A 20,101-nucleotide genomic window follows, 5' to 3' on the forward strand; every position below is an offset into this window, starting at 1 on the left:
AGAATGGACATTCTCCCCGCGCTTCTCACCGGCCTGGCGCTTGGCTCGATCTACGGCCTGATCGCATTGGGTTTCCACATCACTGCTTCGGTATGCGGAGCGGTCAACTTCGCGCAAGGGTCCAGCGCCATGCTTGGCGCGGTGCTGGTCTGGATGATGGTTGAGGCCGGATGGCCTACGCCGATCGCCATAGGCGCCGCGATCATCGCCTGCGGCGTCTATGGCCTGATCGTGGAGCGCGCGGCGATCCGCCCATTCCTCGCCCGGAAATCCGAAGCATGGCTGATGGCAACGGTCGCGCTTGGCCTAGTCTGCGACAATGCCATGATGCTGGTGTTCGGTGCAGAGCCACGTTCGCTTGCTTCACCGCTGGCGCAAGCCTCCATCAAGGCGGGCGACGTCGATCTCGGCATCTACCCTCTGCATCTGCTGATCCCCCTGGTCATGTTGACACTGGCAGCGGGAATAGATCTTTTCCGACGCCGTACACTGCACGGTGTCGCCATGCTGGCGGTGGCCCAGAACCGTGATGCCGCTGCAATTATGGGAATTCCGGTAGGCCGCGTGATCGCCGCGGCATTCGGCCTTTCCTCCGCGCTCGCGGGGATCGCGGGGATGCTGGTGGCGCCGCTTTCTCATGTCGAGAGCAGCATGGGCGTGGTCCTCGGACTCAAGGCATTCGCAGTCGCCATCCTCGGCGGCCTCGGCAGCGCCTGGGGAATAGTTTCCGCCGCATTGCTGTTCGGACTGGTGGAGGCGCTCGTCACGCTCGGCATCGGCTCGGGCTATACCCAGATCGTGACCTTCCTGCTGGTCATCGTCGTCCTTGCCGTGCGCCCCGACGGGTTGCTCGGTCGAGCACAGGTGCGCAAGGTATGACCATTCTCTCCCATCGCACCGCCACGTCATCGTTCTGGTGCCTGTGTGTGCTGGGCGGCGTGGCCGGAGCGCTGCTGCTCAACGGTTACTACGCCTTCGTCATCGGCCAGATCGCGTTGCTAGCGATCGCGGGGATCGGGCTCAACGTGCTGATCGGGCTGAGCGGCCAGTTCAGCTTTGGCCATGCCGCCTTCTACGCGATCGGCGCCTATGCCGTGGCGATCTGCACATCCCGCGGGTGGCTGCCGTTCTGGTTGGCATGGCCGCTGGGCGTTACCCTGGCGGTTGGGGTGGGCGCCTTGCTGGCTCTGCCTGCCCTGCGCGTCAAGGGTCCGTACCTGGCGATGGTTACCATCGCTTTCGGCCTGATCGCCGAGCAGACTCTGGTAGAGGCGGAAAGTCTGACTGGTGGCCAGAGCGGCATCCTTCAGATTCCCCCACTCTCGGTCCTGGGTCTGGCGCTGGGCGATCGGGCGATGGCAATCGTCGCAATCCTCGTCGCCGCACTGGTCATGACGGCCTATAATCTCCTGTACGCCAACGGCTGGGGTCAGGCGATGCGCGCCGTACGGGATTCCGAGAATGCGGCGGCATCGATAGGCATCTCTCCCACCCTCACGCGCGTCGTCGCATTCATGATCTCGGCGGGATGTTGCGCCCTCGCGGGCGGCCTGTCGGCGCCGCTCAACAGTTTCGTAACGCCGCAATCCTTCGGGCTCAATTTCTCGATCCTGCTGGTCCTGTCGGTGGTGATCGGCGGTGCCGGATCGCGCCTCGGCCCGGTCATGGGTGCGACCGTGATCGGCCTGCTGCCCGAACTCCTCTCCTCGTTCGAAGCTTACCGCATCCTCGGCTATGCCGCTCTGGTCCTGCTCGTGCTGTGGCTGGCGCCTCGCGGCATTGCCGGGGCGATCAGCCGCGCGGCGCCGGACCATGCAGCCCCCGTCAATGCCGAGGCATTCTCCTCACTGCTGCCGCGCCGCCACCGCGACGCTCTTTCCGGCTGCGGGATCGGCATCCGGTTCGGGGGGGTGCGTGCAATCGACAACCTCGACATCGTCGTTCCCGCCGGGACGGTGACGGCGCTGATTGGCCCGAACGGCGCCGGAAAATCGACCGTCATCAACATCCTTGGCGGCTTCTACCGCTCCGACGACGGCGAACGCCTGATTGGCGAACAGGTGCTGCCCCCCGGGCGGCCCTGGCTTTCGGCGCGGGCCGGGATCGCGCGAACGTACCAGACATCCGCCTTGTTCGACAGCATGAGCGTGGAGGACAACGTCCTGCTCGCCATGCGCAAGGGGCATCTGGGCAAATTGTACGGCGGAGCGCTGAATCGGGCCGCCGCAGACGTACGGCACGCGCGCGCGCTGTTGAAAACCTGCGGCTTCGCCGGAGCCACATCCACTTGCGCGGGCGATCTGCCTCATGTCGATCGGCGGCTGGTGGAAATCGCTCGTGCACTGGCAACCGACCCGGACATCCTCCTGCTAGACGAGCCGGCAGCGGGTCTCTCGCGCACCGAAAAACGTGCTCTGGGAGATTTGCTGCGCGAGATAGCCGGCGCGGGCATCGGCATAGGTCTGGTCGAGCATGACATGGGCCTCGTCATGGGCGTGTCGGATCGGGTCGCGGTGCTGCGCACGGGCGTACTGATCGCACAGGGCAGTCCCGCCGAGATCCATGCCGACCCTCTGGTGCGCGAGGCCTATCTCGGCGAAAGGCGGATCGGGGGACAGGCAGCAACCGTGCCCAAGAACGGCGAGCCGTGCCTGGGGACTTACGCGCTGCACGCGGGCTACGGGGCCGTCGATGTCTTGCATGGTATCGACATAGAAGTTCGCCCTGGTGAAGCGGTCGCTCTGCTGGGCGCGAACGGTGCGGGCAAATCCACGCTGATGCGCGTATTGTCCGGATTGATGACCCCGCGTTCCGGCCATCTTCGGTTCGACGGCTTGCAGATCGGAGCGCTGGATACACGATCACGCGTCTGTCAGGGGCTTGTCTTGGTCCCGGAGGGACGTCAGATATTTCCGGAACTCTCTGTTTATGACAACCTGCGCCTCGGCAGCTACTCGCAGCCCAAAGGTGCGGCCGCGCGGATGGCCTCGATCCTGGAGCGCCTGCCTCGTCTGGCGACCATGCTGGACCGCCAGGCCGGACTGCTTTCGGGCGGCGAGCAACAAATGCTGGCGATCGGCCGGGCGCTCATGTCATGTCCCCGGATGCTCCTGCTTGACGAACCGTCACTGGGTCTCTCGCCGCAGATGACGTCGGACCTTTTCGATCTGCTCAAACTGCTTCGGGATGAAGGAATGGCGATGCTCGTCGTCGACCAGATGGCCGACTTGGCCGTGAACTTGTCCAGCCGAGCCTATATCTTGCGAGAGGGCCGCATCTCGGCGACCGGAGCATCTGCGGATATCATTTCGGACAAAAGTCTCGAGGCATCATACTTCGGCAATGGCGCCTGACCGACGCCATGAACGCAAAAGCGCAACGGATGGAGCGGGCACCCTAGCCAAAGAGACACGGCATGTGCAGGCCCGTTGTCGTCATCGGCAGCGTCCATCGCAATGCCCGCATCCCGCGCTTCGACTTACGTCTAGTCGCATTGGCGCATGACCACTGCTAGGGACGGACGAAACACCGGAACACGAGTGAGCCTTATCGGCGAGGATGCGATGCAGACCTCTTTCAGGCTGATACGATTGCCGGTGCCAGCCCACCGCAAACCGGGCAGCGCTCACGCTATGAAATACGCCCTGCTCCTTGCCGCCGCGGCCGCTCTGACAGCAACCCCGGTCAATGCACAAAGGTTCGATGCCGGTAAACTCTATGCCGCGGGCTATGCGATCAAGCATATCGAGCCCGCCACCGCCGGTACCACGAGAATGGCGCTGGAACTTCTCCAGGCATCGGCGGCGAAGGGCAATGGCGAGGCGATGGTCCAACTGGGCGAGATGGTTCTGTCCGGCCGTGCGCCGATCGCGCGAGGCCGGGATCGCGTGGCCGAGGCGGTTCGCTGGTGGGAAAAATCCTGGCAATACGGCGCCACGCGCGGCTACCACGACATCGCCCTGCTGCATTTCGGCGCCGAAGTGCCGGGAACCGGGGGCGCGGGAGCGAATGCGCTGCCGCGCGACGACGCCGCTGCCTTCCACCTCTTCAAGCTCGCCGCCGACAAGGGAGACAGCAAGGCGCGGCGCTATGTCGGCATCTGTTATGAACATGGGCGCGGCGTCACGCGGGACTATGCAATGGCGGCGACGTATTACGATCCCGGAAGCTTCTATTATGCCAACCTCCTGATGGACGGTCGCGGCGTCGCAAGGGACGTGCCCCGAGCGCTGGCAATCTACCGCGAAAATGCCGCGCACGAGCGGGGCGGTGCCGAAGACCAGTACGCCGCCGAAACGCTGGCCCGGCTATATGCCGAGGGCAAGGTCGTGCACGCCGATCCGGCGCAGGCGCTCGCTTATGAAAAACTGGCAGCCCAATACGGCAGCACCGAAGCCTACAGCCGGCTTTCCGGCCATGCCGAAGCGCTCTACGACGAGGCGCTCCCGCTACTTCGCAGGGAACACTACGCGCAGGGCATCCCGATGCTGATCGAAGCCGCGCGGCTGGGAAGCGCCCGCGCCCGCGCGCTGACCGACGAACTGCCGAAATGACGAGGCTCCTCATGTTCCGATTTGCCCTGGCCATGTTGCTCGCCCTGACCGTTCCCCAAAACGCGGCCTCTGCCGCCCCGGCGCCGCTGACGGTCGGCGCCGCCGTGCGCGACACGACGCCGCGCGCGGAATGGCTGCCGCTCGGTTCCACGGGGGGGACGCGGGTAGTCGGCGTGCTCGATCCGGTGCACTTGCGCGTCATCGCGCTCGGCAATGGCCGGCCCACGGCGCTTGTCGTCACCTTCGAGGCGGGCGGCCCGCCGGAACCGGCACGTTTCCTCAAGGGACTGGCCGACCACACCGGCATTCCCGCCGAGGCGATCTATTACGGCGCGACGCACGGGCACACCTCGCCCACCATCGCAGCGGACCCGAAGTATCCCGCCAGCGGAGCCTATCGGGACTTCGTCTACGCCCAGCTGCTCGCCGCAGCGGACGAGGCCATCGCCGCGATGCGCCCCGCGCGCGTCGGGATCGGGCAGACCCGCAGCTACATCAACGTCAACCGCCAGGGCGAATTCACCCGCGCCGACGGCACCCCCTACGGCGCGCAGGGCTACAATCCCGCCGGGCCGTCCGACAAGACGCTCTCGGTCGTCCGGTTCGAGGATATGGCCGGAAAGCCAATCGCGTTCATCGTCCATTACGCCGTGCACAACACGGTGATGTACGACAACCGCTTCGGCGCCCAGGGCGCGGGGATCAGTTCCGATATCGGCGGCGCCGTGTCGAGCGCCATCGAGGCGCATTTCCCGGGATCGGTCGCGAACTGGATTCCCGGTGCCTCGGGCGACCAGAACCCGATCCTGAGCAACGAATACTTCACCCCCGCCATCGAGACCGGCGAACAGCAGACCCAGGTGATGTCACGCGCCGTCACCGAACTGCGCGACTTCTACGGCAAGGTCCAGTTCGCCGACGTGCTGCGCGCGCTCAAGGCGATCAGCCCGATGCAGGCGGATGTTCCGGTACGCTACGCCGCCGGCGACGCCGCCCTGCCCGCTGCCACTGCCGGCGAACCCGATTTCGCCATCCAGCTCAAGCTGCTGCGGCTGGGCGACATCGCCCTGGTCGGCAATCCGGGAGAGATCTTCAACAGCACCGGGCTCTACCTGCAGGCGCACGCGCCGGCCCGCTACACGCTGGTGTCCAACCAGGTGCGCGGGCTTGCCAATCCGGACATCTTCACCAGCTACATCCCGGACGACTACGCGATGATCCACGGCGGCTGGCACGCCGCGAAGATGCGCTACAAGGTGGGCACGATCGAGCCCGGTTACGCCGCCCTGATGAACGCGCTGTTCGACAAGGCGCGCTAGGCGCGGATGCGGACGATCGGCCTTCGCGCCGCGATCGCGGCACATTGCGGCGTGCTCCTCGCATGGGCCGCTCCCTGCCAGGCAGGCGAAGTCACGCGGCGGCCTTTCGGTGTCCTGCCCGGCGGGCAAGCGGTCGAGGCGATCGACCTTGCAGGCGGAGCCACCGCCGTCACCATCCTGACGCTCGGCGCGGCGATACAATCAATCACGACCGCCGACCGGGATGGCCACCGGGATGACGTCGTGCTGGGCTACGACGATCTGGCGGGCTACATCGCCCGCCCCAACTTCTTCGGGATGACGCTCGGACGCGTCGCCAACCGCATCGGTCATGCCCGCTTTACACTCGACGGCACAGTGTTCCGGCTCGCCGGTGACGTCGCGGGCAATACCCTGCACGGCGGCCCGCGCGGCTTCGACAAGGCCGTCTGGAACGTGGTCGCGACCTCCACGAGCGGCCGCCCGGCCAGCGTCACGCTGCAACTGGTCAGTCCCGATGGCGACAACGGTTTCCCGGGAACGCTGACGACGCGGGTGACTTACGCCGTCGACAATCGCGGCATGCTGTCGGTGCGCTATCAGGCGACGACCGACAAGCCCACGGTGGTGAGCCTTTCGAACCATACCTACTGGAACCTCGCCGGAAGCAGGGCCGGCCGTCCGGCCACCGGCATGCTGCTGACGATCCCGGCCTCGCACATCACCACGCTGGGCCCGGACCATCTGCCGACCGGCGCGTTCTACTCCGTCGCGGGGACGCCGTTCGACTTCCGCCGCCCGGCGCGCATCGACGCGCGGGCCGGAAGCGCCGACGCACAACTGGCGCTGGGGCGCGGCTACGATCACAACTGGGTGATCGGCCGCGCCGCGTCCAGCAGGCCGCGCCTCGCCGCGCGGCTGGAAGATCCGGTGTCGGGCCGGATCATGGCCATGCGCGCGACGATGCCCGGCGTACAGATGTTCGCCGGCGGCAGCTACAACGGCATTGTCGGCAAGGGCGCGGTTCCCTACGCGAGGGGGCAAGGCGTCGCGCTGGAACCCCAGATGTTTCCCGACGCCCAGAACCATCCGAATTTTCCCTCGATCGTCCTGCGCCCCGGGCAGACTTACCGGGCCCGTATCGAGTATCGCTTTTCGACAGGCGGCAGGACCGCCGACCGGCCATGAACAGACGGAGCACTTCCATGTCCCCATACCGTACCGGCCGGATCGGCGCCGCGGCGCTTCTGATCGCCACTTCGGGCTGTGCCGCCCATGCAGGCGCTTCCCCCGCCGAAGCCGCCGTGCCCGCAGCCCCTTCGCCTTTGGCCGACAGCGATGTCCGCGCGCAGCTGGCGCCGAGCGGGCGCCTCAGGGTGGCGATCAATACCGGCAACGTCGTGCTGGCGCAGCCCGGCGGACCGCGCGGCGCCACCGGACCTTCAGTGGACATTGCCGACGAACTTGGCCGCCGCCTCGGCGTGCCGGTGGACCTCGTCGTCTACGCCGCTGCGGGCGATGTCGTGGCACGGCTCGATCGGGACAAATGGGACATCGGCTTCATGGCGATCGATCCCAAGCGTGCCGAACAGATTGCCTTTACCGGTCCCTATGTCTTCATAGACGGCACTTACATGGTGCGGGAGGGATCACCGGCGCGCTCCGTGGCGGACCTCGACCGGGAAGGCAGCCGGATTGCGGTGGGCCAGGGTGCCGCCTACGACCTGTACCTTTCGCGCGCCCTGAAGCACGCCGCGCTAGTGCGCGAGGCAAGCTCTCCTGCGGCGATCTCCGCCTTCGAGAACGACCCCGGCATCGATGCGGTCGCCGGGGTGCGCCAGGCGCTGGAGCAGGAACGGGCGCGCAAGACCGGCTACCGCGTCCTGCCCGATGCCTTCAACCGCATCGAACAGGCCGTCGCGGTCCCCCGCGGGCGGGACAAGGGGCTGGCCTATGTCTCGGCGCTGATCGAGCAGTTGAAGGCCGACGGGTTCGTCCGCGCCGCGCTCGACAGGGCCGGGCAGCGGGACGCGCCGGTCGCCCCGCCTGCCCGGCCCTGACGCAATTCGCGGCACCGGAACTCACAAGGCGCCGGTGCCGATTTCCTCCAGCTGGCGGTCGCGGGTCTCCGGCAAGGCGATGCTGGCAAGCACGACGAGGGCATAGGCGCAGGCGGCCCCCGCAGCGATCGCGACCGTCAGGCTCACGTGCGCGGCGGCAATGCCCACCAGCATCGGGAACAGGGCTCCCGTGCCGCGCCCGGCATTGTAGGTGAAGCCCTGCCCGGTGGCGCGCAGCCGCGTCGGGTAGAGTTCCGAGAGCAGCGGCGCGATACCCGCATTCATGCCGGACTGCGCGAAACCCAGCGGAAAGCCCAGCAGCAGGATCGCGGCGGAGCTGCCACCGAACAGGAGGTACGAACCCACGCTCAGCGTCCCCAGCAAGGCGAACAGCCGCAGCGCGTTCTTGCGCCCGAAGCGATCCGACGCGGCGCCGCCGACCAGATAGCCGACGAAGCTGCCAACGATGTTCACCAACAGGAACAGCCCGGTGTTCGAATAGGACAGTCCCCGCTCGCTCTGCAGATAGGCGGGCAGCCACGTCAGCACGGTGTAGTTGCCGCCCAGCACGCCCAGACAGGTCAGCCAGGCGACCAGCGTGCGCGCGCCCAGCGTTCCGCGAAATATCTCGCTGAAGCGCGGTTGCGGAGCATCGGCATCGGCTCGCTTGGCCTTCGCATACATCTCGGGTTCGGGGACGTGGCGGCGCACGAACAGGATCAACAGCGCGGGGAGGATGCCAAGGAAGAACATCACCCGCCACGCCGTCTCCGCCTCGACGAAGTTGAAGATCAGCGCGAACAGGATCGCGGCCGCCGCGTAGCCCACCGACCACCCGCTGGATACCGCCGCGATGGTTTGCCCGCGATGTTTCGGCGAGATCAATTCCGCCATCAGCACCGCACCGGCCGCCCATTCGCCGCCGAAACCCAGGCCTTGGAGGGTGCGCGCCACCAGCAACTGCTCGTAGTTCTGCGCAAGGCCGCTCAGGAAGGTGAAGGTGGAGAACCACAGGATGCTCAGCTGCAGGATGCGCACGCGGCCGATGCGGTCCGCCAGATTGCCGGCGATCGCGCCGCCCAGCGAGGATGCCAGCAGCGCGACCGTGCCCAGCGTCCCTGCCTCTGCCTTGGTCAGGCTCCAGATCGCCATGATCGTGGGCAGCAGCAGGGCGTAGAGCTGCACGTCCATGGCGTCGAGCGCCCATCCCCCAAAGCAGGCCCAGAACGCCTTGCGCTGCCGTCCATCCAGTGCACGAAACCAATCCACTCGCAATATCCTTTGTCGTGTCGCCCGAGGGGCGGCCGGGGGCTTCAGGCGGGTACGTCGATGATGCCCACGTCGCCGCGGATGGTCATCGCGGTGCCCCGCATGGCGTTGCGTTCCTGAAGCCGGCGCAGGATCGCCTGCGCATTGGCCCCGGTGGCGAGGTAGGGGGTGCCGTCGATGATCCCGTCGCCGCCGACGGCGCGATTGATGACGCCCTTGCCGCCGGTGAAGTCCATGCCCAGTTCGACGGGGTAGAGCCGTATCTGCCTGAGCCGGCCGCCCACCCAGTCCATCTCGTAGAGCGCGGTCCAGGACCAGTCCTCGGCGCCGCCGCCGGGATGCATGTCGCCCTGCGGGGTCAGCGCCCCCAGGTTGTTAAGGTCCTTGCCATAGGATTCGAAGGAGTCGGCGGGGATGCGGGTCAGGTGGACATTGCCGTAGACGAAGTTGCCCATGCCGTAGACGATCGGCTTGCCCTTGTAGATCTCGATGCCGAGGAACACGTGCCAGCCGTGCCCCCAGAACACGTCCGCCCCGGCGTCGATCACGGCGTGGGCGACATCCACCGCGAAGCCGCTCGGCCCGGTCCCGCGCGACCCTTCCGAAGTGCTGTTATGATGCGCGAACATCACGAAATCGGACATCGAGCGCGCCCATTGCACGGCGCGCACGTTGGCCTCGACGTCGCCGGGATGCGCCATCGAGCGGATGGCGAACGCATCGCCCTCCTCGAAGGCGAAGTCGGCGGTGCCGGTGCCCCCCGCGCCGCCGCCGGGAGTGATGTTGAAGGTCGATCGCGCGGCTGCCTTGTCGTTCAGCACGCCCAGCCCCTTGCCGATCCGCTTGAGTTCGGCGGCGGAGGCCTTGTCGACGACGTAGCGGGTGCGCACGCGGATCGGGTTGACGCCGGGGCGGCCGTCGATGTCGCCAAGCGGCAGACCCGCCCATTCGTAGGCATTGTTGCCCGAAGCGGCCGAGACCAGCGAACAGCGCATGCCGTCGACATCGAAGAAGGCGGGCTGGCGCGCGGCCATCAGGTTCCTGCCAGTCCCGGCATGGGCGATGCCGTTGTCGGCCATGTGCCGGGCGGTGGATTCCAGGCCCGCCGCGCCCCAGTCGAAGCTGTGGTTCATCGCCAGCGACATGGCGTCGATGCCTATGTCCGCGAGATCCTTCACGATCACCGGATCGGCGTTCATGTAGCTGGCGACGCCCGCAGTACCCCGCGGAGTGTAGGGAAGCTCCTGCGGCGTACCGAAGTTCATCTCGCAGTGGGCATATGTAAGATCGGCCTTCTGCATCCTGCCCACCACGGCGCGGAACGGCGCGGCCGTCCCGTTGAGCCGGCGCGACGACATGAATTCGCCCGCGCCGCAAACGGTGAAGGGACGGGCCGCCGTACCTATCCGGCCACCTGCCGCCCGCGCCGAAACCGCGTTCAGCAGGGGAGCCGCCATGACCGCCCCGATCGCGGCCGCGCCCTTGCCGAGCACGGCGCGGCGGTCCCCGCGCAGGCCCGGGAGCGTGCCCGGGCCTGCCTTGTCCTGCTTGTCATCCATCGGCTCCGTCCCTTTTCCCGTTCGGTCTGCCGCCTTGTCAGGCGACGGTGATGACCCCGACGCCGTTGCGGATGGTCATCGCGGTGTTGCGCCGCGCATTCACCGCCTTGAGCATCTCGAGGATCTTGGCGCCGCTGGCTCCGGTGGCGAGACGCGGGCTGCCGGCCACGTATTCGTGGTCGCCCACGCCGACGACGCGGTACTTCTTGGGCGGGTTCTGGCTGTAGTCCCAGCCGCACTCGACCGGATAGAGCACGATCTCCACCAGCTTGGAGCGTCCCTGAAGCAGGTTGTTGTCGTACCGGAGCTGGTAGAGCGCCGACCAGCCCCAGTCGGAACCGCCACCGGGATGGAGATTTTCCGAGGCCATGTTGAACGTGGTGAGTTGGTCCATGTCGAAGCCATAGGACTCGTACTGATCGGCAGGCACGCGCGACATGAAGTTGCTCTGCACGAACATGCTGCCCATGCCGTAGATGATCGGCTTGCCCTTGTAGATCTCGATGCCCACGAAGCTGTGCCAGCCGTGCCCGAAGTAGACGTCGGCGCCCGCGTCGATCGACTTGCGCGCGAAATCGACCACGAATTCGCTCGGGTCCTGCGAGCGCGCGCCTTCCGAGGTGCTGTTGTGATGCGCCACCATAACGTAGTCGGCCTGGGCGCGCGCCTCGGCGACGGAGCGCAAGTTGCCCTTGAGGTCCGCAGGGTGGCTCTGGCTATGGATGGCATATTCGGTGCCTTCCGCGAACTGCGTACCGGAGAACCCGTTGGAGCCCGAAACCGCGCCGCCGCCCATCGTGAAGTTGGGCTTGGCGGCAGCCGCCTTGCTCATGATACCGGCCTTTTGCGCGGTGTCCTTCATCTGGTCGGCCGCGGCCTTGGGAACCTCGATGGTGGTAAGAACCCGCAGCGGGTTGACGCCCGGGCGCCCCGGCACCGCGCCCTTGGGCAGGCCCGCCCATTCGAACGGCGAATTGCCCGACGATACCGAGACCATCGCCATGCGGCCCTTCTCGTTCATGAAGTAGGCCGGCGCGCGTGCGACCTCCAGGTTCTTGCCGGTGCCCGCGCAGGCGATGCCCGCATCGTGGCAGTGCCTGATCGTCGCCAGGATGCCCTCCGGGCCCCAGTCGAAGCTGTGGTTCATGCCCGTCGACATCACGTCGATCCCCGCCCAGGCGAAATCCTTCGCGGTATCGCCATCGGTGACGAGATATCCCGAAGCACCGGCCGAACCGCGCGGCGCATAGGACAGCTCGTCGTCGTCGGCGAGGTTCGTCTCGAGGTGGCAGTAACCCACGTCGGATTCGCGCAGCTGCTTCACCAGCGCCAGGAATTCCGGGTTGTCGTCGGCCGCGAAGCGGCGGCCGACCATCGCCTCGCCCATCGCGGAAAGGGTGAACCCCTTGTTCGCACCGGCGCTCTTGGTCGGCTTGCCCTGCGCCCTGACCGGACGCGCAAGCAGCATCTGCGATGCCGCCACGCCGCCCACCACAGCGGCGCTGCGGCCGAGCAGGGAACGACGATCAAGGGCGGTCTTCTTGGTATCGATGGAGTCAGTCATGCGATTTTTCCCTACCTTCTGCCAATTGATGGCCGTGGCGGATGCATCCCTCGGGCGTGCCGCCACGGCCGGGTTCACTCACATCGCGATGCGCACACCGGCGGTAAAACGGCGCCCGAGCAGGTCGTAGAGACCCGGGTTGCTCGGCTCGATCCAGGACCGGACCACGGCCGTGGTATTGGGCGGATAGCGATTGAATACGTTGCTCACGTTGAAGAAGAACTCGCCGGCCATGCCGAACGCCTCGCCCATCTTCGCTGTAAGGTTGAAGTCGGTGTAGAAGACCGCCGGCACGTGATTGTCGTCGATCGTGACGCCTTCGACATAGCTCTTGTCGCGCACGCCGCTGCTGATGAAGCGCTCCTGCACGAAGAACGTGAAGGCGCCGGTCTCGTACGTGATGCCAAGGTTGCCGCGTGCCCGCGGATAGGGGCAGTTGAGCGTCAGGCTGCCCACTTCGTTCTCGCCGGGCACGCAGCCGGCGGGATTGCGGATGTCGAGCGCGTAGTTGCCGCTCAGATGGATCCGCAGGCTGTCGTTGCCGATTGCGGTCCGATAGTCGATTTCGCCGTCGAGACCGGAATTCAGCTCGCTGCCCAGGTTGTAGAGCGGGTTGATGACGATCGTGTACGAAGACGCATTGGCCCCGTCGAGCACCGCCGGCGATCCCTGCACTCCGTCGACGGTGATCAGCGCGCAGTACGCATCGTTGCCGGTGTAGCAGGCATCGATGATGTTCTGCGCGCCCGGCGACAGGATCGAACCCGATATCTTGATGCGGTAATAGTCCAGCGAGGCCTGGAAGCCGGGCAGGAAATCGGGCTGGAACACCGCCCCCACCGTCAGCGTGCGGGCCTTTTCCGGGGACAGGTTGGGGTTGCCGACCGAGATGGTCTGGCCGTCGGTCCGATAGATCGTCGATGCGCCGGACCAGGGCACGTTGCTGTTCGCCTGCGCCGCCTGTGCCCGGTTGAACAGGTCGATCACGCTCGGGGCACGGCTGTCCTGCGAATAGTTGGCGCGCAGCCGTAGCGACGATGTCGGCGACCAGTTGAGGCCGATCTTCCAGGTCGGCTCCCATCCGCTCTGGCTGTAATGGGTGTAGCGGCCAGCCAGCGTGAGATCGAGCGAGTCGAAGAACGGCTTGTCCTTGAGGATCGGAATGCCGAGTTCCCCATAGGCTTCGTAGATCGTCACCTTGCCGGAAAGATCGCTCGGATTGTAGAACTGGTATCCACCGTAGCGGCCCTGCAGCGACGTGGGGTAGCCACGGATGCCGGTGAAATCGATGTTGATGTCGGAATATTCGTCCACCACGCGCTCGGCGGTGAGGCGGCGCCCGGCGACACCGAACGCGGCGCTCAGATCACCCGCACCAAACCCGAACGGCAGGTCTCCGCGCACGTTCGCTTCTCCCGAAGTCTGGTTGAGCGTGATGTCTGCAGTGTTCCAGGCCATCATGTAGTCGGTGGAGGCGCTGCTGGCGGTATCGTAGCCGAACAGGTTGATCGGCACGCAGCCCGGATCGTAGCCCAGCAGCGTCGAGCGGCAGACGATATTGCCGTTGCCATCGAGCACCGCGTCGGCCGCCGCATACTTGTTGCGCTCGATCGTGTTGTAGATGTCGAGATCCTGGTGCGCGTGCTGGTAGGCGACGTTGGCATCGTAGGACCAGCTGTTGCCGATCCCGCCCTTGATGCCGAGCGCGCCGCGCGCGACCTTGGTGATGCCGCGTACGTCGGTCGACGGCCAGTCGATGTCGTAGCGCGAGAGCTTGAAGGTCTGGGTGCCGGGCGTGGCCGCCAGGATCGCCGCCACTTCGGCGGGGAGATAGGGGTTGCCTTCGTAGATCGTAAAGGCAGTGTTGCCGTTCTGGCGCGGCGGCTGCGCACTGTTGTACGTATAGCTACGCGAGTACATAGCCTCGGCCCAGACCGTCGTGGCGGGCGCGAGGTCGAACTCGGCGTGACCGAAGAAGGACTCGCGCTCGGTGTCGGGACTGATGCCGTTGATCGCCAGCGGACCGTCGCCGCCGGAAGTGAACGCCGAACCTGCCGTCGCAGGATCGCCGTGGTCGGTCGGCGCCAGCGCCCCGCCCTCGACGAACTGCATGCCCGCCAGGGCGCGGCAGGCATCGCCGCCCGCGCCCGCCGGACAGCCGGCGATGCTGTTGATATAGCCGCCATACGTAGCGTTGTTGACGCGCACATTCTCCGGCGTGATGGTGGTCGGCGTCGATCCGGCGATAGGATTGGCATACCCGACTTCGGGATAGTCCAGCCATTTACGCCCAGTCAGCCGGTAACCGATGCCGGATGACTTGTAATAGTCCGCGCTGCCGACGAAGCGGAAGTTGTCGCCTACGGCGAAGCCAAAAGCGCCCGACACCGAAGTGCTGGGATTGTCGCCGTACGTCGTTATGCCCTTGCTGGCGTTGAGGCGCAGCCCTTCGAACTGGGTATCGAGAATGAAGTTGGCAACGCCAGCGACCGCGTCCGAACCGTAGGACGCCGATGCGCCGCCGGTCACGATATCGACCTTCCTGACGAGTTCCTTGGGGATCATGTTGATATCGACCGAACCGACCACGTTGGTTGGGCCGAGCCGGCTGCCGTTGAGCAGCACGAGCGTGCGGTAGCTGCCCAGGTTGCGCAAGTTGAGCAGGCTCTGGCCGTTGGTCTGCGACGTGCCGGAACCGCGTCCCGACGAGGAGGTCACCTGCGTGCCGCTGAGCGAGGGAATCTGCTGCAGCGCTTCGGCGATCGTCGTCGGGGCGACGTTCTGCATTTCGTCCGCCGTTACCGCCGTCACCGGGGTGGGCATCGAGAAGCCGGTGGCGAGGCGGCTGCCGGTCACCACGATTTCCTCGGCAGTGGCACGGGCCCCGGCCGGCTGCTGCGCTTCAAGCGGTTCCGGTGCCTTTGCAGGCTCGGCCTGTGCCAGGGCGCCGCAAGGCCACGCCAGACAAGTCAACATCGCAACTTTGGACACGCCGTTCAGACCTAACCGCTTCATGACGATCTCTCCTCCATTTATTATCCGCTACTGCGGCTTTATTTTATTTTTTCTTATGCATAACTTTACAGTTGAGAAAATAAGTTTGACGGCGATCGTGATAAATTCTTGCACCTTCACTACGCAAAATAATTATTTTCATGAATGTTATTTCCATGAATTAACAAGACGAAGAAAATTGTGCCTAAGTTCTCGATCGAGAACGGCATTCAAACCATCGAAAATGATCCAATTTTCCCCGAACAACGCCGACAAAAATACGTCAGCTTGCTGATACTTATACACCCGTCTCCAAAACGCCCCTTTCTTTGAGGGATCGCTTCATCCATTCATAGAGATAATCCGCTGAAATGCGCCTAGACTTGCGTCTAGCCGGCCAGCCCCGGCTTGCGCCGCGCCGGGAATGCTGCTTGCTGTCCGGAAAAGAAGAGGGAGAGTGCCATGAAGCGCGTGATGCTCGTCGATGATCATCCGCTTTTCCGACAGGCGTTGGCCGCCACGGTCACGCATGTCGACAAGGCGATCGAGGTCGAACAATACGGTTCGCTTACGGCGGTTCGCGATGCCTTGGCCCGTGGCCCTTCGCCGGACCTGATCCTGCTCGATCTCAACCTGGCCGACTGTTCGGGAATGGTGGGGCTGCCGGCGCTCAAGGGCAACTATCCCGACGTGCCGATCGCCATCGTGTCGGCCAACGACGACCCCGATGTCGTCAGCAATGCGATCGTGTGCGGCGCTTCGGGCTATATCCCCAAGGCGGTCGGCGTCGCCGAACTGACCACCGCGATCCGGGCACTGCTCGCCGGACAGGAATGGTTCGGCCAGTCACCGCCCGCCGCGGACGTGGAAGCCCTCAGTTCCACGCAGGCACGCATTCTCGACGGCGTCCAGCGCGGGCTCATGAACAAGCAGATCGCGCACGAAGTGGGCGTGTGCGAGGCGACGGTGAAATATCACCTCACCACCATCTTCAAGCGGATGGGAGTGCAGACCCGGTCCCAGTTGCTGGCGCGGTCGCGAATGACGCCTGCCTGACCGCGCGCGCGCATTCGGCAAGCAGGCCCTGCAGCGCCAGCGGCGGGACGGGCTTTTCCATGACTCGTATGCCCTCGTCCGCCAGCGCCTCGACGGGCAGACTGTCGGCGGTTGCCGTGACGAGCACGCGCATCGGCACCCGCGCGGATGCCGATGCGCGTGCGGGTGTGGATGTGGTCATCCCGCGCAGGAAACTCAGCCCGTCCACCTCCCCGGAAAGCAGGTAGTCGGCGATCACCACGTCCCACGCATCCCCGGTCACGTGTGCTTCCTCGACGGTCGCCACCGCCGTGACGACACCGCCCCAGCGGGTCACCAGCGCGGTGGTGCCCGCCAGGATATCGGGCTCGTCGTCGAGGCACAGGACGCGCAGGCCGCCGAGATCGACCGGACCCGGCCGCTGGACCACGCGCGGTGCCTCCGCCGTCGTCGCAGGGATGGTGACGGAAAAGGTACTGCCGCGCCCCGGCATCGAGCGCACGTTGACCTTATGGTCCAGAACCTGCGCGATGCGCGCCACGATCGACAAGCCAAGTCCGGCCCCTTCAGCCATCCGCCTGCCGTCGGTCAGTCGCTCGAACTCGCCGAACGCCCGTTCGACCGCCGCCGGTTCCATGCCGATGCCGGCGTCGCGAATCTCGATCCGCACTTCGCTGCGGGCGTAGCGTGCCGCGATCACGACCCTCCCCCGGTTGCTGTAGCGCAAGGCGTTCGCAGTCAGGTTCTGCAGCATGGAGCGCAGCAGATCCCGGTCGGAGACCCCGCGTAGGCGGGTCGGCAGGCAGATCAGCTCGATGCCCGCCGCTTCCGCCTGGCCGGCAAATTCGTCCGCGATCAACTGCAGGAACGTGCTCAGCTCGATCGGCTCGACCTTGGGCGTCGCGGCCCCCATTTCCAGTTTCGACAAGTTGAGCAGCGCCCGCATCAGACGGTGGGCGCCTTCGATGGCGATGTCGGCGCGCTCCAGCAGCGATGTCAGCGCGCCCGACGATCCGCTTTCCGCCAGGGCAGTGCCGATGAACAGGCGGGCGGCGTGCAGCGGCTGGACAAGGTCGTGGCTGGCCGCCGCGACGAACCGGCGCTGGGAAAAGGACGCTTGCTCGGCCACGCGGTTGGCCTGCACCAGTTGCTCGTTCAGGACGATGAGTTCATGCGTGCGCTGCTGGACGCTGCGCTCCAGTTCCTCGTTGCTGCGCGACAGCACGAGAGCGGCGCGGCGCATTTCGGTGACGTCCGCGAACGTGACGAGATAGTCGTCGGCGGCGATGCGTGCGCCGGCCATGCGCAGGATCGTGCCGTCGTCCAGCTGGATTTCCTCGAGCAGCCCGGTGCCGGCGGCGATCCTGGGAAGGCTGCCCAGCAGCAGCGTGCGAACCGACACCGCAGGCGCCGGCGTATCGGGGCGCTCCAGCAATTCACGCAGCGACTTTCCCGCATAGACCTGGTCGAGCGAGAGCCCGACACAGCGCAGATAGCTTGCATTCCAGGCCACCAGCCTCAGATCCCTGTCGACGACGCCAATGCCGTCTTCGAGCGCTTCCAGCGTACGCAGCAACAGTTCACGATTGAAGCTGATTGCAAGGCCCGCCTCGTCGAGCACGCGGCGCACGGTGGTGGCATCCTGATCGCCGCCTGCAAGCGCGATCGCGACCACATTGCGCGCCGACGAGGCGCCGAGCACGCCCGCCAGCCTGCGTTCCGCGACCAGCGCCATCGTCGGCGTGACGGGCGCGCCATCCGCCAGCCGGCCTGTATGCGTGCTGACCTCGAAGTCGAGCAGGATACGCCGTGCTTCCGTGTCCCCGACGAACTGCGCCAGAACGCGCTCCAGATCCTCCACCGTGGCCTGGATCTGTCTCTGGAAGATCGCCGGCCGATCGGGATAAGTGCCGACGAAGCTTTCCGCCTGGATCGAATCGATCAGTCGCGGGCTGGCGTGCAGGGAGACTATGATGAAGACCTGCGCGTTGACGCAAAGGCTGACGAGCGCCGCGAACATGACCGGCGTATCCCGCCTGGCGGAGAACAGGAAGTCCAGCGGCATTCCGCCGGGCCGAAAGTCCGTCGCCGCCACCAGCACCAGTGTGAACAGCCCCGACAGGATACCGACGATCGCACCCATCTCGTTGGCCCGCCGCCAGTAGATGCCGCCGATCAGCGCCGGAAACAGCTGCGCGGACATCGCCAGCGTCATCATGCCGGGACTTCTGATCTGATCGTTGTCGAGGATGTACAGCGATATCACCCAAGCAACGATGCCGTACAGCGCCATCGACACCCATTTCATCGACTGGACTGTCCCGGCCATGCGCGTCTCGTCGAAGCCCTTGCGGCCGTACTTGATCGCCACCGGCAGCACGAGTTCGCTGGAGATGATCGCCGACAATGCCGTCAGTTCGGCCACGATCATCCCGGTTCCCGCCGCGAACCCTCCCAGCAGCACGACGAGCGTGAGCGGGAATGCCCCGCCTGCATCGGGAATGGCCAGTATCTGCAAGTGGCGCTCCACCCCCGGCATGGCGAGCCCCGCACGCGCGGTGGTCGCAATGGCGTAAGTGGCCAGGATCCAAAGCGCGAAGTACATCGGATAGAGCCATATCCCCCGGATGTCCTCGGGCTTCTCGAGCATGACGAAGCTGAGGTGGAACTGGCGCGGGAGCGTGAACGCGGTGAAGGTGCAGAGCAGCGTCGCGGTGAGGAACCGAAAATCGATGTGGGCGGCGAGCGGCGGCATCGCCTTCACCTCCTGCACCGCGGAGATACCGGCGGAATGCGCGATCCAGAGGCACGCCCCCGCCGCCGCCAGCAAGCCGACGATCTTCACGACGGCGTCGAGCGCGATCATGTTGACGAAGCCGCGGTTGAAGCGTGAAAGCTCCGCCCGGCGAACGCCCACGACGATCGCCGTCGCCACCATCGCGCCCATCAATCCCAGCGAAACCAGGCCGGCAATGGGCTCGGCGCCGCTCACCGCGCCCAGAAGGCTGGCCAGCAATCCCAGTTGCAACGCGAAGTAGGGCAGCGTGCTGACGATGGAAACCACTGCGGCCAACGCGCCGAGCGAAGTACTCTTGCCGTAGCGGGCCGCCAGGAAATCCGATATCGAGGTGACGTTTTCCTGCTTGGTCAGACGCGCCACGCGGCGCCAGATCGGAAAGCCGATCGTCGAGGCGATGATCGGGCCCAGGCCGTTGGCGACGAACAGCCAGTTGCCTTCGATAGCGCGCCCCGTCGCCGTGAAGTAGCTCCAGGCAGTGGCTACAGTAGCCAGAGAAAGCCCGTAACTGATCGAGCGCAGCGGCGCCTTCATCCGCCGGCTCCCGGTCAGCAGCGCGACGAGCGGCATGACCAGCAGGTAGCCGAGGACGGATAGCAGGGCGATCACACCGAAGGTCATGCCCTATGCTAGGCTGGCCCGGATCGCGGCTCAAGCATCCGTGCTGCGGGCATGCGTTGGAATGGCGAGCGGGCATCGATGCGCTCTATATCGCACCGCGCTCCTGCCTCCTGATGGGCATCACGATCGATGCAACCCCGATGGGGCCGGTCATCCGCGCCGATGCCGGAAAGATGACGGACGTGCCCGGAGTCCATGCCGCCGGCGATATCGCGCGCGCCGCAGTGTCAGCTGGGCCGTAGCTGGCGAAGTCACCGCAGGGAACTTCGGCACATCGGGCGATGGTCTTGGCCTGAGCCGCCCCTTCCCCGGATCGGCGCCAGGCAATGCAGCGCCACGCCCGAAGCTCAT

12 protein-coding genes are annotated in these 20,101 nt (G+C 65.9%); 7 read left to right on the forward strand and 5 right to left on the reverse strand.

Features of this window, described 5'->3' with window-relative positions:
* Positions 1-3: 3 nt before the first annotated feature.
* From V2S85_RS03970 to V2S85_RS03995, 6 genes are all read left to right on the forward strand, one after another.
* Positions 4-879: a branched-chain amino acid ABC transporter permease gene (locus V2S85_RS03970; RefSeq protein ID WP_330701572.1), complete on the forward strand. Its 876-nt coding sequence runs from the start codon at positions 4-6 to the stop codon at positions 877-879.
* Positions 876-3,353 carry an ATP-binding cassette domain-containing protein gene (locus tag V2S85_RS03975; protein WP_330701573.1) on the forward strand — a complete coding sequence of 826 codons (2,478 nt, stop codon included), beginning with the start codon at positions 876-878 and terminating at the stop codon, positions 3,351-3,353. The genes V2S85_RS03970 and V2S85_RS03975 overlap by 4 nt, the downstream gene beginning before the upstream one ends.
* Positions 3,354-3,632: 279 nt before the next feature.
* Positions 3,633-4,553, forward strand: coding sequence for a tetratricopeptide repeat protein (locus V2S85_RS03980; protein ID WP_330701574.1), 921 nt, complete (start codon positions 3,633-3,635; stop codon positions 4,551-4,553).
* An 11-nt stretch (positions 4,554-4,564) separates the two neighbouring features.
* Positions 4,565-5,872 (forward strand): hypothetical protein, encoded by a 1,308-nt coding sequence (locus V2S85_RS03985; RefSeq protein ID WP_330701575.1) that lies wholly within the window; start codon positions 4,565-4,567, stop codon positions 5,870-5,872.
* A gap of 6 nt (positions 5,873-5,878) precedes the next feature.
* Complete coding sequence (locus tag V2S85_RS03990; RefSeq protein ID WP_330701576.1) at positions 5,879-7,039, forward strand: aldose epimerase family protein; 1,161 nt, start codon at positions 5,879-5,881, stop codon at positions 7,037-7,039.
* Positions 7,040-7,056: 17 nt separating this feature from the next.
* Positions 7,057-7,911, forward strand: a complete 855-nt coding sequence (locus V2S85_RS03995) for a transporter substrate-binding domain-containing protein (protein WP_330701577.1) — start codon at positions 7,057-7,059, stop codon at positions 7,909-7,911.
* Between the two features lie 21 nt (positions 7,912-7,932).
* Here V2S85_RS03995 and V2S85_RS04000 read toward each other — a convergent pair whose 3' ends face one another.
* The 4 genes from V2S85_RS04000 to V2S85_RS04015 form a co-directional block, all read right to left on the reverse strand.
* Complete coding sequence (locus V2S85_RS04000) at positions 7,933-9,180, reverse strand: MFS transporter (protein WP_330701578.1); 1,248 nt, start codon at positions 9,178-9,180, stop codon at positions 7,933-7,935.
* 44 nt (positions 9,181-9,224) lie between these two features.
* Positions 9,225-10,739 (reverse strand): CapA family protein, encoded by a 1,515-nt coding sequence (locus V2S85_RS04005; protein ID WP_330701579.1) that lies wholly within the window; start codon positions 10,737-10,739, stop codon positions 9,225-9,227.
* A 37-nt stretch (positions 10,740-10,776) separates the two neighbouring features.
* On the reverse strand, positions 10,777-12,303 hold the full coding sequence (locus tag V2S85_RS04010; RefSeq protein WP_330701580.1) for a CapA family protein: 1,527 nt from the start codon (positions 12,301-12,303) through the stop codon (positions 10,777-10,779).
* Positions 12,304-12,381: 78 nt separating this feature from the next.
* A complete protein-coding gene (locus V2S85_RS04015) occupies positions 12,382-15,318 on the reverse strand; it encodes a TonB-dependent receptor domain-containing protein (RefSeq protein ID WP_330701581.1) in 2,937 nt (978 codons plus the stop codon).
* A 441-nt stretch (positions 15,319-15,759) separates the two neighbouring features.
* On the opposite strand from V2S85_RS04015, the gene V2S85_RS04020 reads away from it, so the two are divergent.
* Positions 15,760-16,353, forward strand: a complete 594-nt coding sequence (locus tag V2S85_RS04020) for a response regulator transcription factor (RefSeq protein ID WP_330701582.1) — start codon at positions 15,760-15,762, stop codon at positions 16,351-16,353.
* Here V2S85_RS04020 and V2S85_RS04025 read toward each other — a convergent pair.
* On the reverse strand, positions 16,289-19,750 hold the full coding sequence (locus tag V2S85_RS04025; RefSeq protein ID WP_330701583.1) for an ATP-binding protein: 3,462 nt from the start codon (positions 19,748-19,750) through the stop codon (positions 16,289-16,291). The two genes, V2S85_RS04020 and V2S85_RS04025, sit on opposite strands and share 65 nt — an antisense overlap.
* Positions 19,751-20,101 lie beyond the last annotated feature (351 nt).

This window comes from Novosphingobium resinovorum, assembly GCF_036352595.1.
GTDB lineage: Bacteria > Pseudomonadota > Alphaproteobacteria > Sphingomonadales > Sphingomonadaceae > Novosphingobium > Novosphingobium resinovorum_B.

Bases quoted from the DNA above. Each gene is read 5' to 3' on its own strand.
- V2S85_RS03970 (WP_330701572.1), top strand. From the start codon at position 4: ATGGACATTCTCCCCGCGCTTCTCACCGGCCTGGCGCTTGGCTCGATC.
- V2S85_RS03975 (WP_330701573.1), top strand. From the start codon at position 876: ATGACCATTCTCTCCCATCGCACCGCCACGTCATCGTTCTGGTGCCTG.
- V2S85_RS03980 (WP_330701574.1), top strand. From the start codon at position 3,633: ATGAAATACGCCCTGCTCCTTGCCGCCGCGGCCGCTCTGACAGCAACC.
- V2S85_RS03985 (WP_330701575.1), top strand. From the start codon at position 4,565: ATGTTCCGATTTGCCCTGGCCATGTTGCTCGCCCTGACCGTTCCCCAA.
- V2S85_RS03990 (WP_330701576.1), top strand. From the start codon at position 5,879: ATGCGGACGATCGGCCTTCGCGCCGCGATCGCGGCACATTGCGGCGTG.
- V2S85_RS03995 (WP_330701577.1), top strand. From the start codon at position 7,057: ATGTCCCCATACCGTACCGGCCGGATCGGCGCCGCGGCGCTTCTGATC.
- V2S85_RS04005 (WP_330701579.1), bottom strand. From the start codon at position 10,739: ATGGATGACAAGCAGGACAAGGCAGGCCCGGGCACGCTCCCGGGCCTG.
- V2S85_RS04010 (WP_330701580.1), bottom strand. From the start codon at position 12,303: ATGACTGACTCCATCGATACCAAGAAGACCGCCCTTGATCGTCGTTCC.
- V2S85_RS04015 (WP_330701581.1), bottom strand. From the start codon at position 15,318: ATGAAGCGGTTAGGTCTGAACGGCGTGTCCAAAGTTGCGATGTTGACT.
- V2S85_RS04020 (WP_330701582.1), top strand. From the start codon at position 15,760: ATGAAGCGCGTGATGCTCGTCGATGATCATCCGCTTTTCCGACAGGCG.
- V2S85_RS04025 (WP_330701583.1), bottom strand. From the start codon at position 19,750: ATGACCTTCGGTGTGATCGCCCTGCTATCCGTCCTCGGCTACCTGCTG.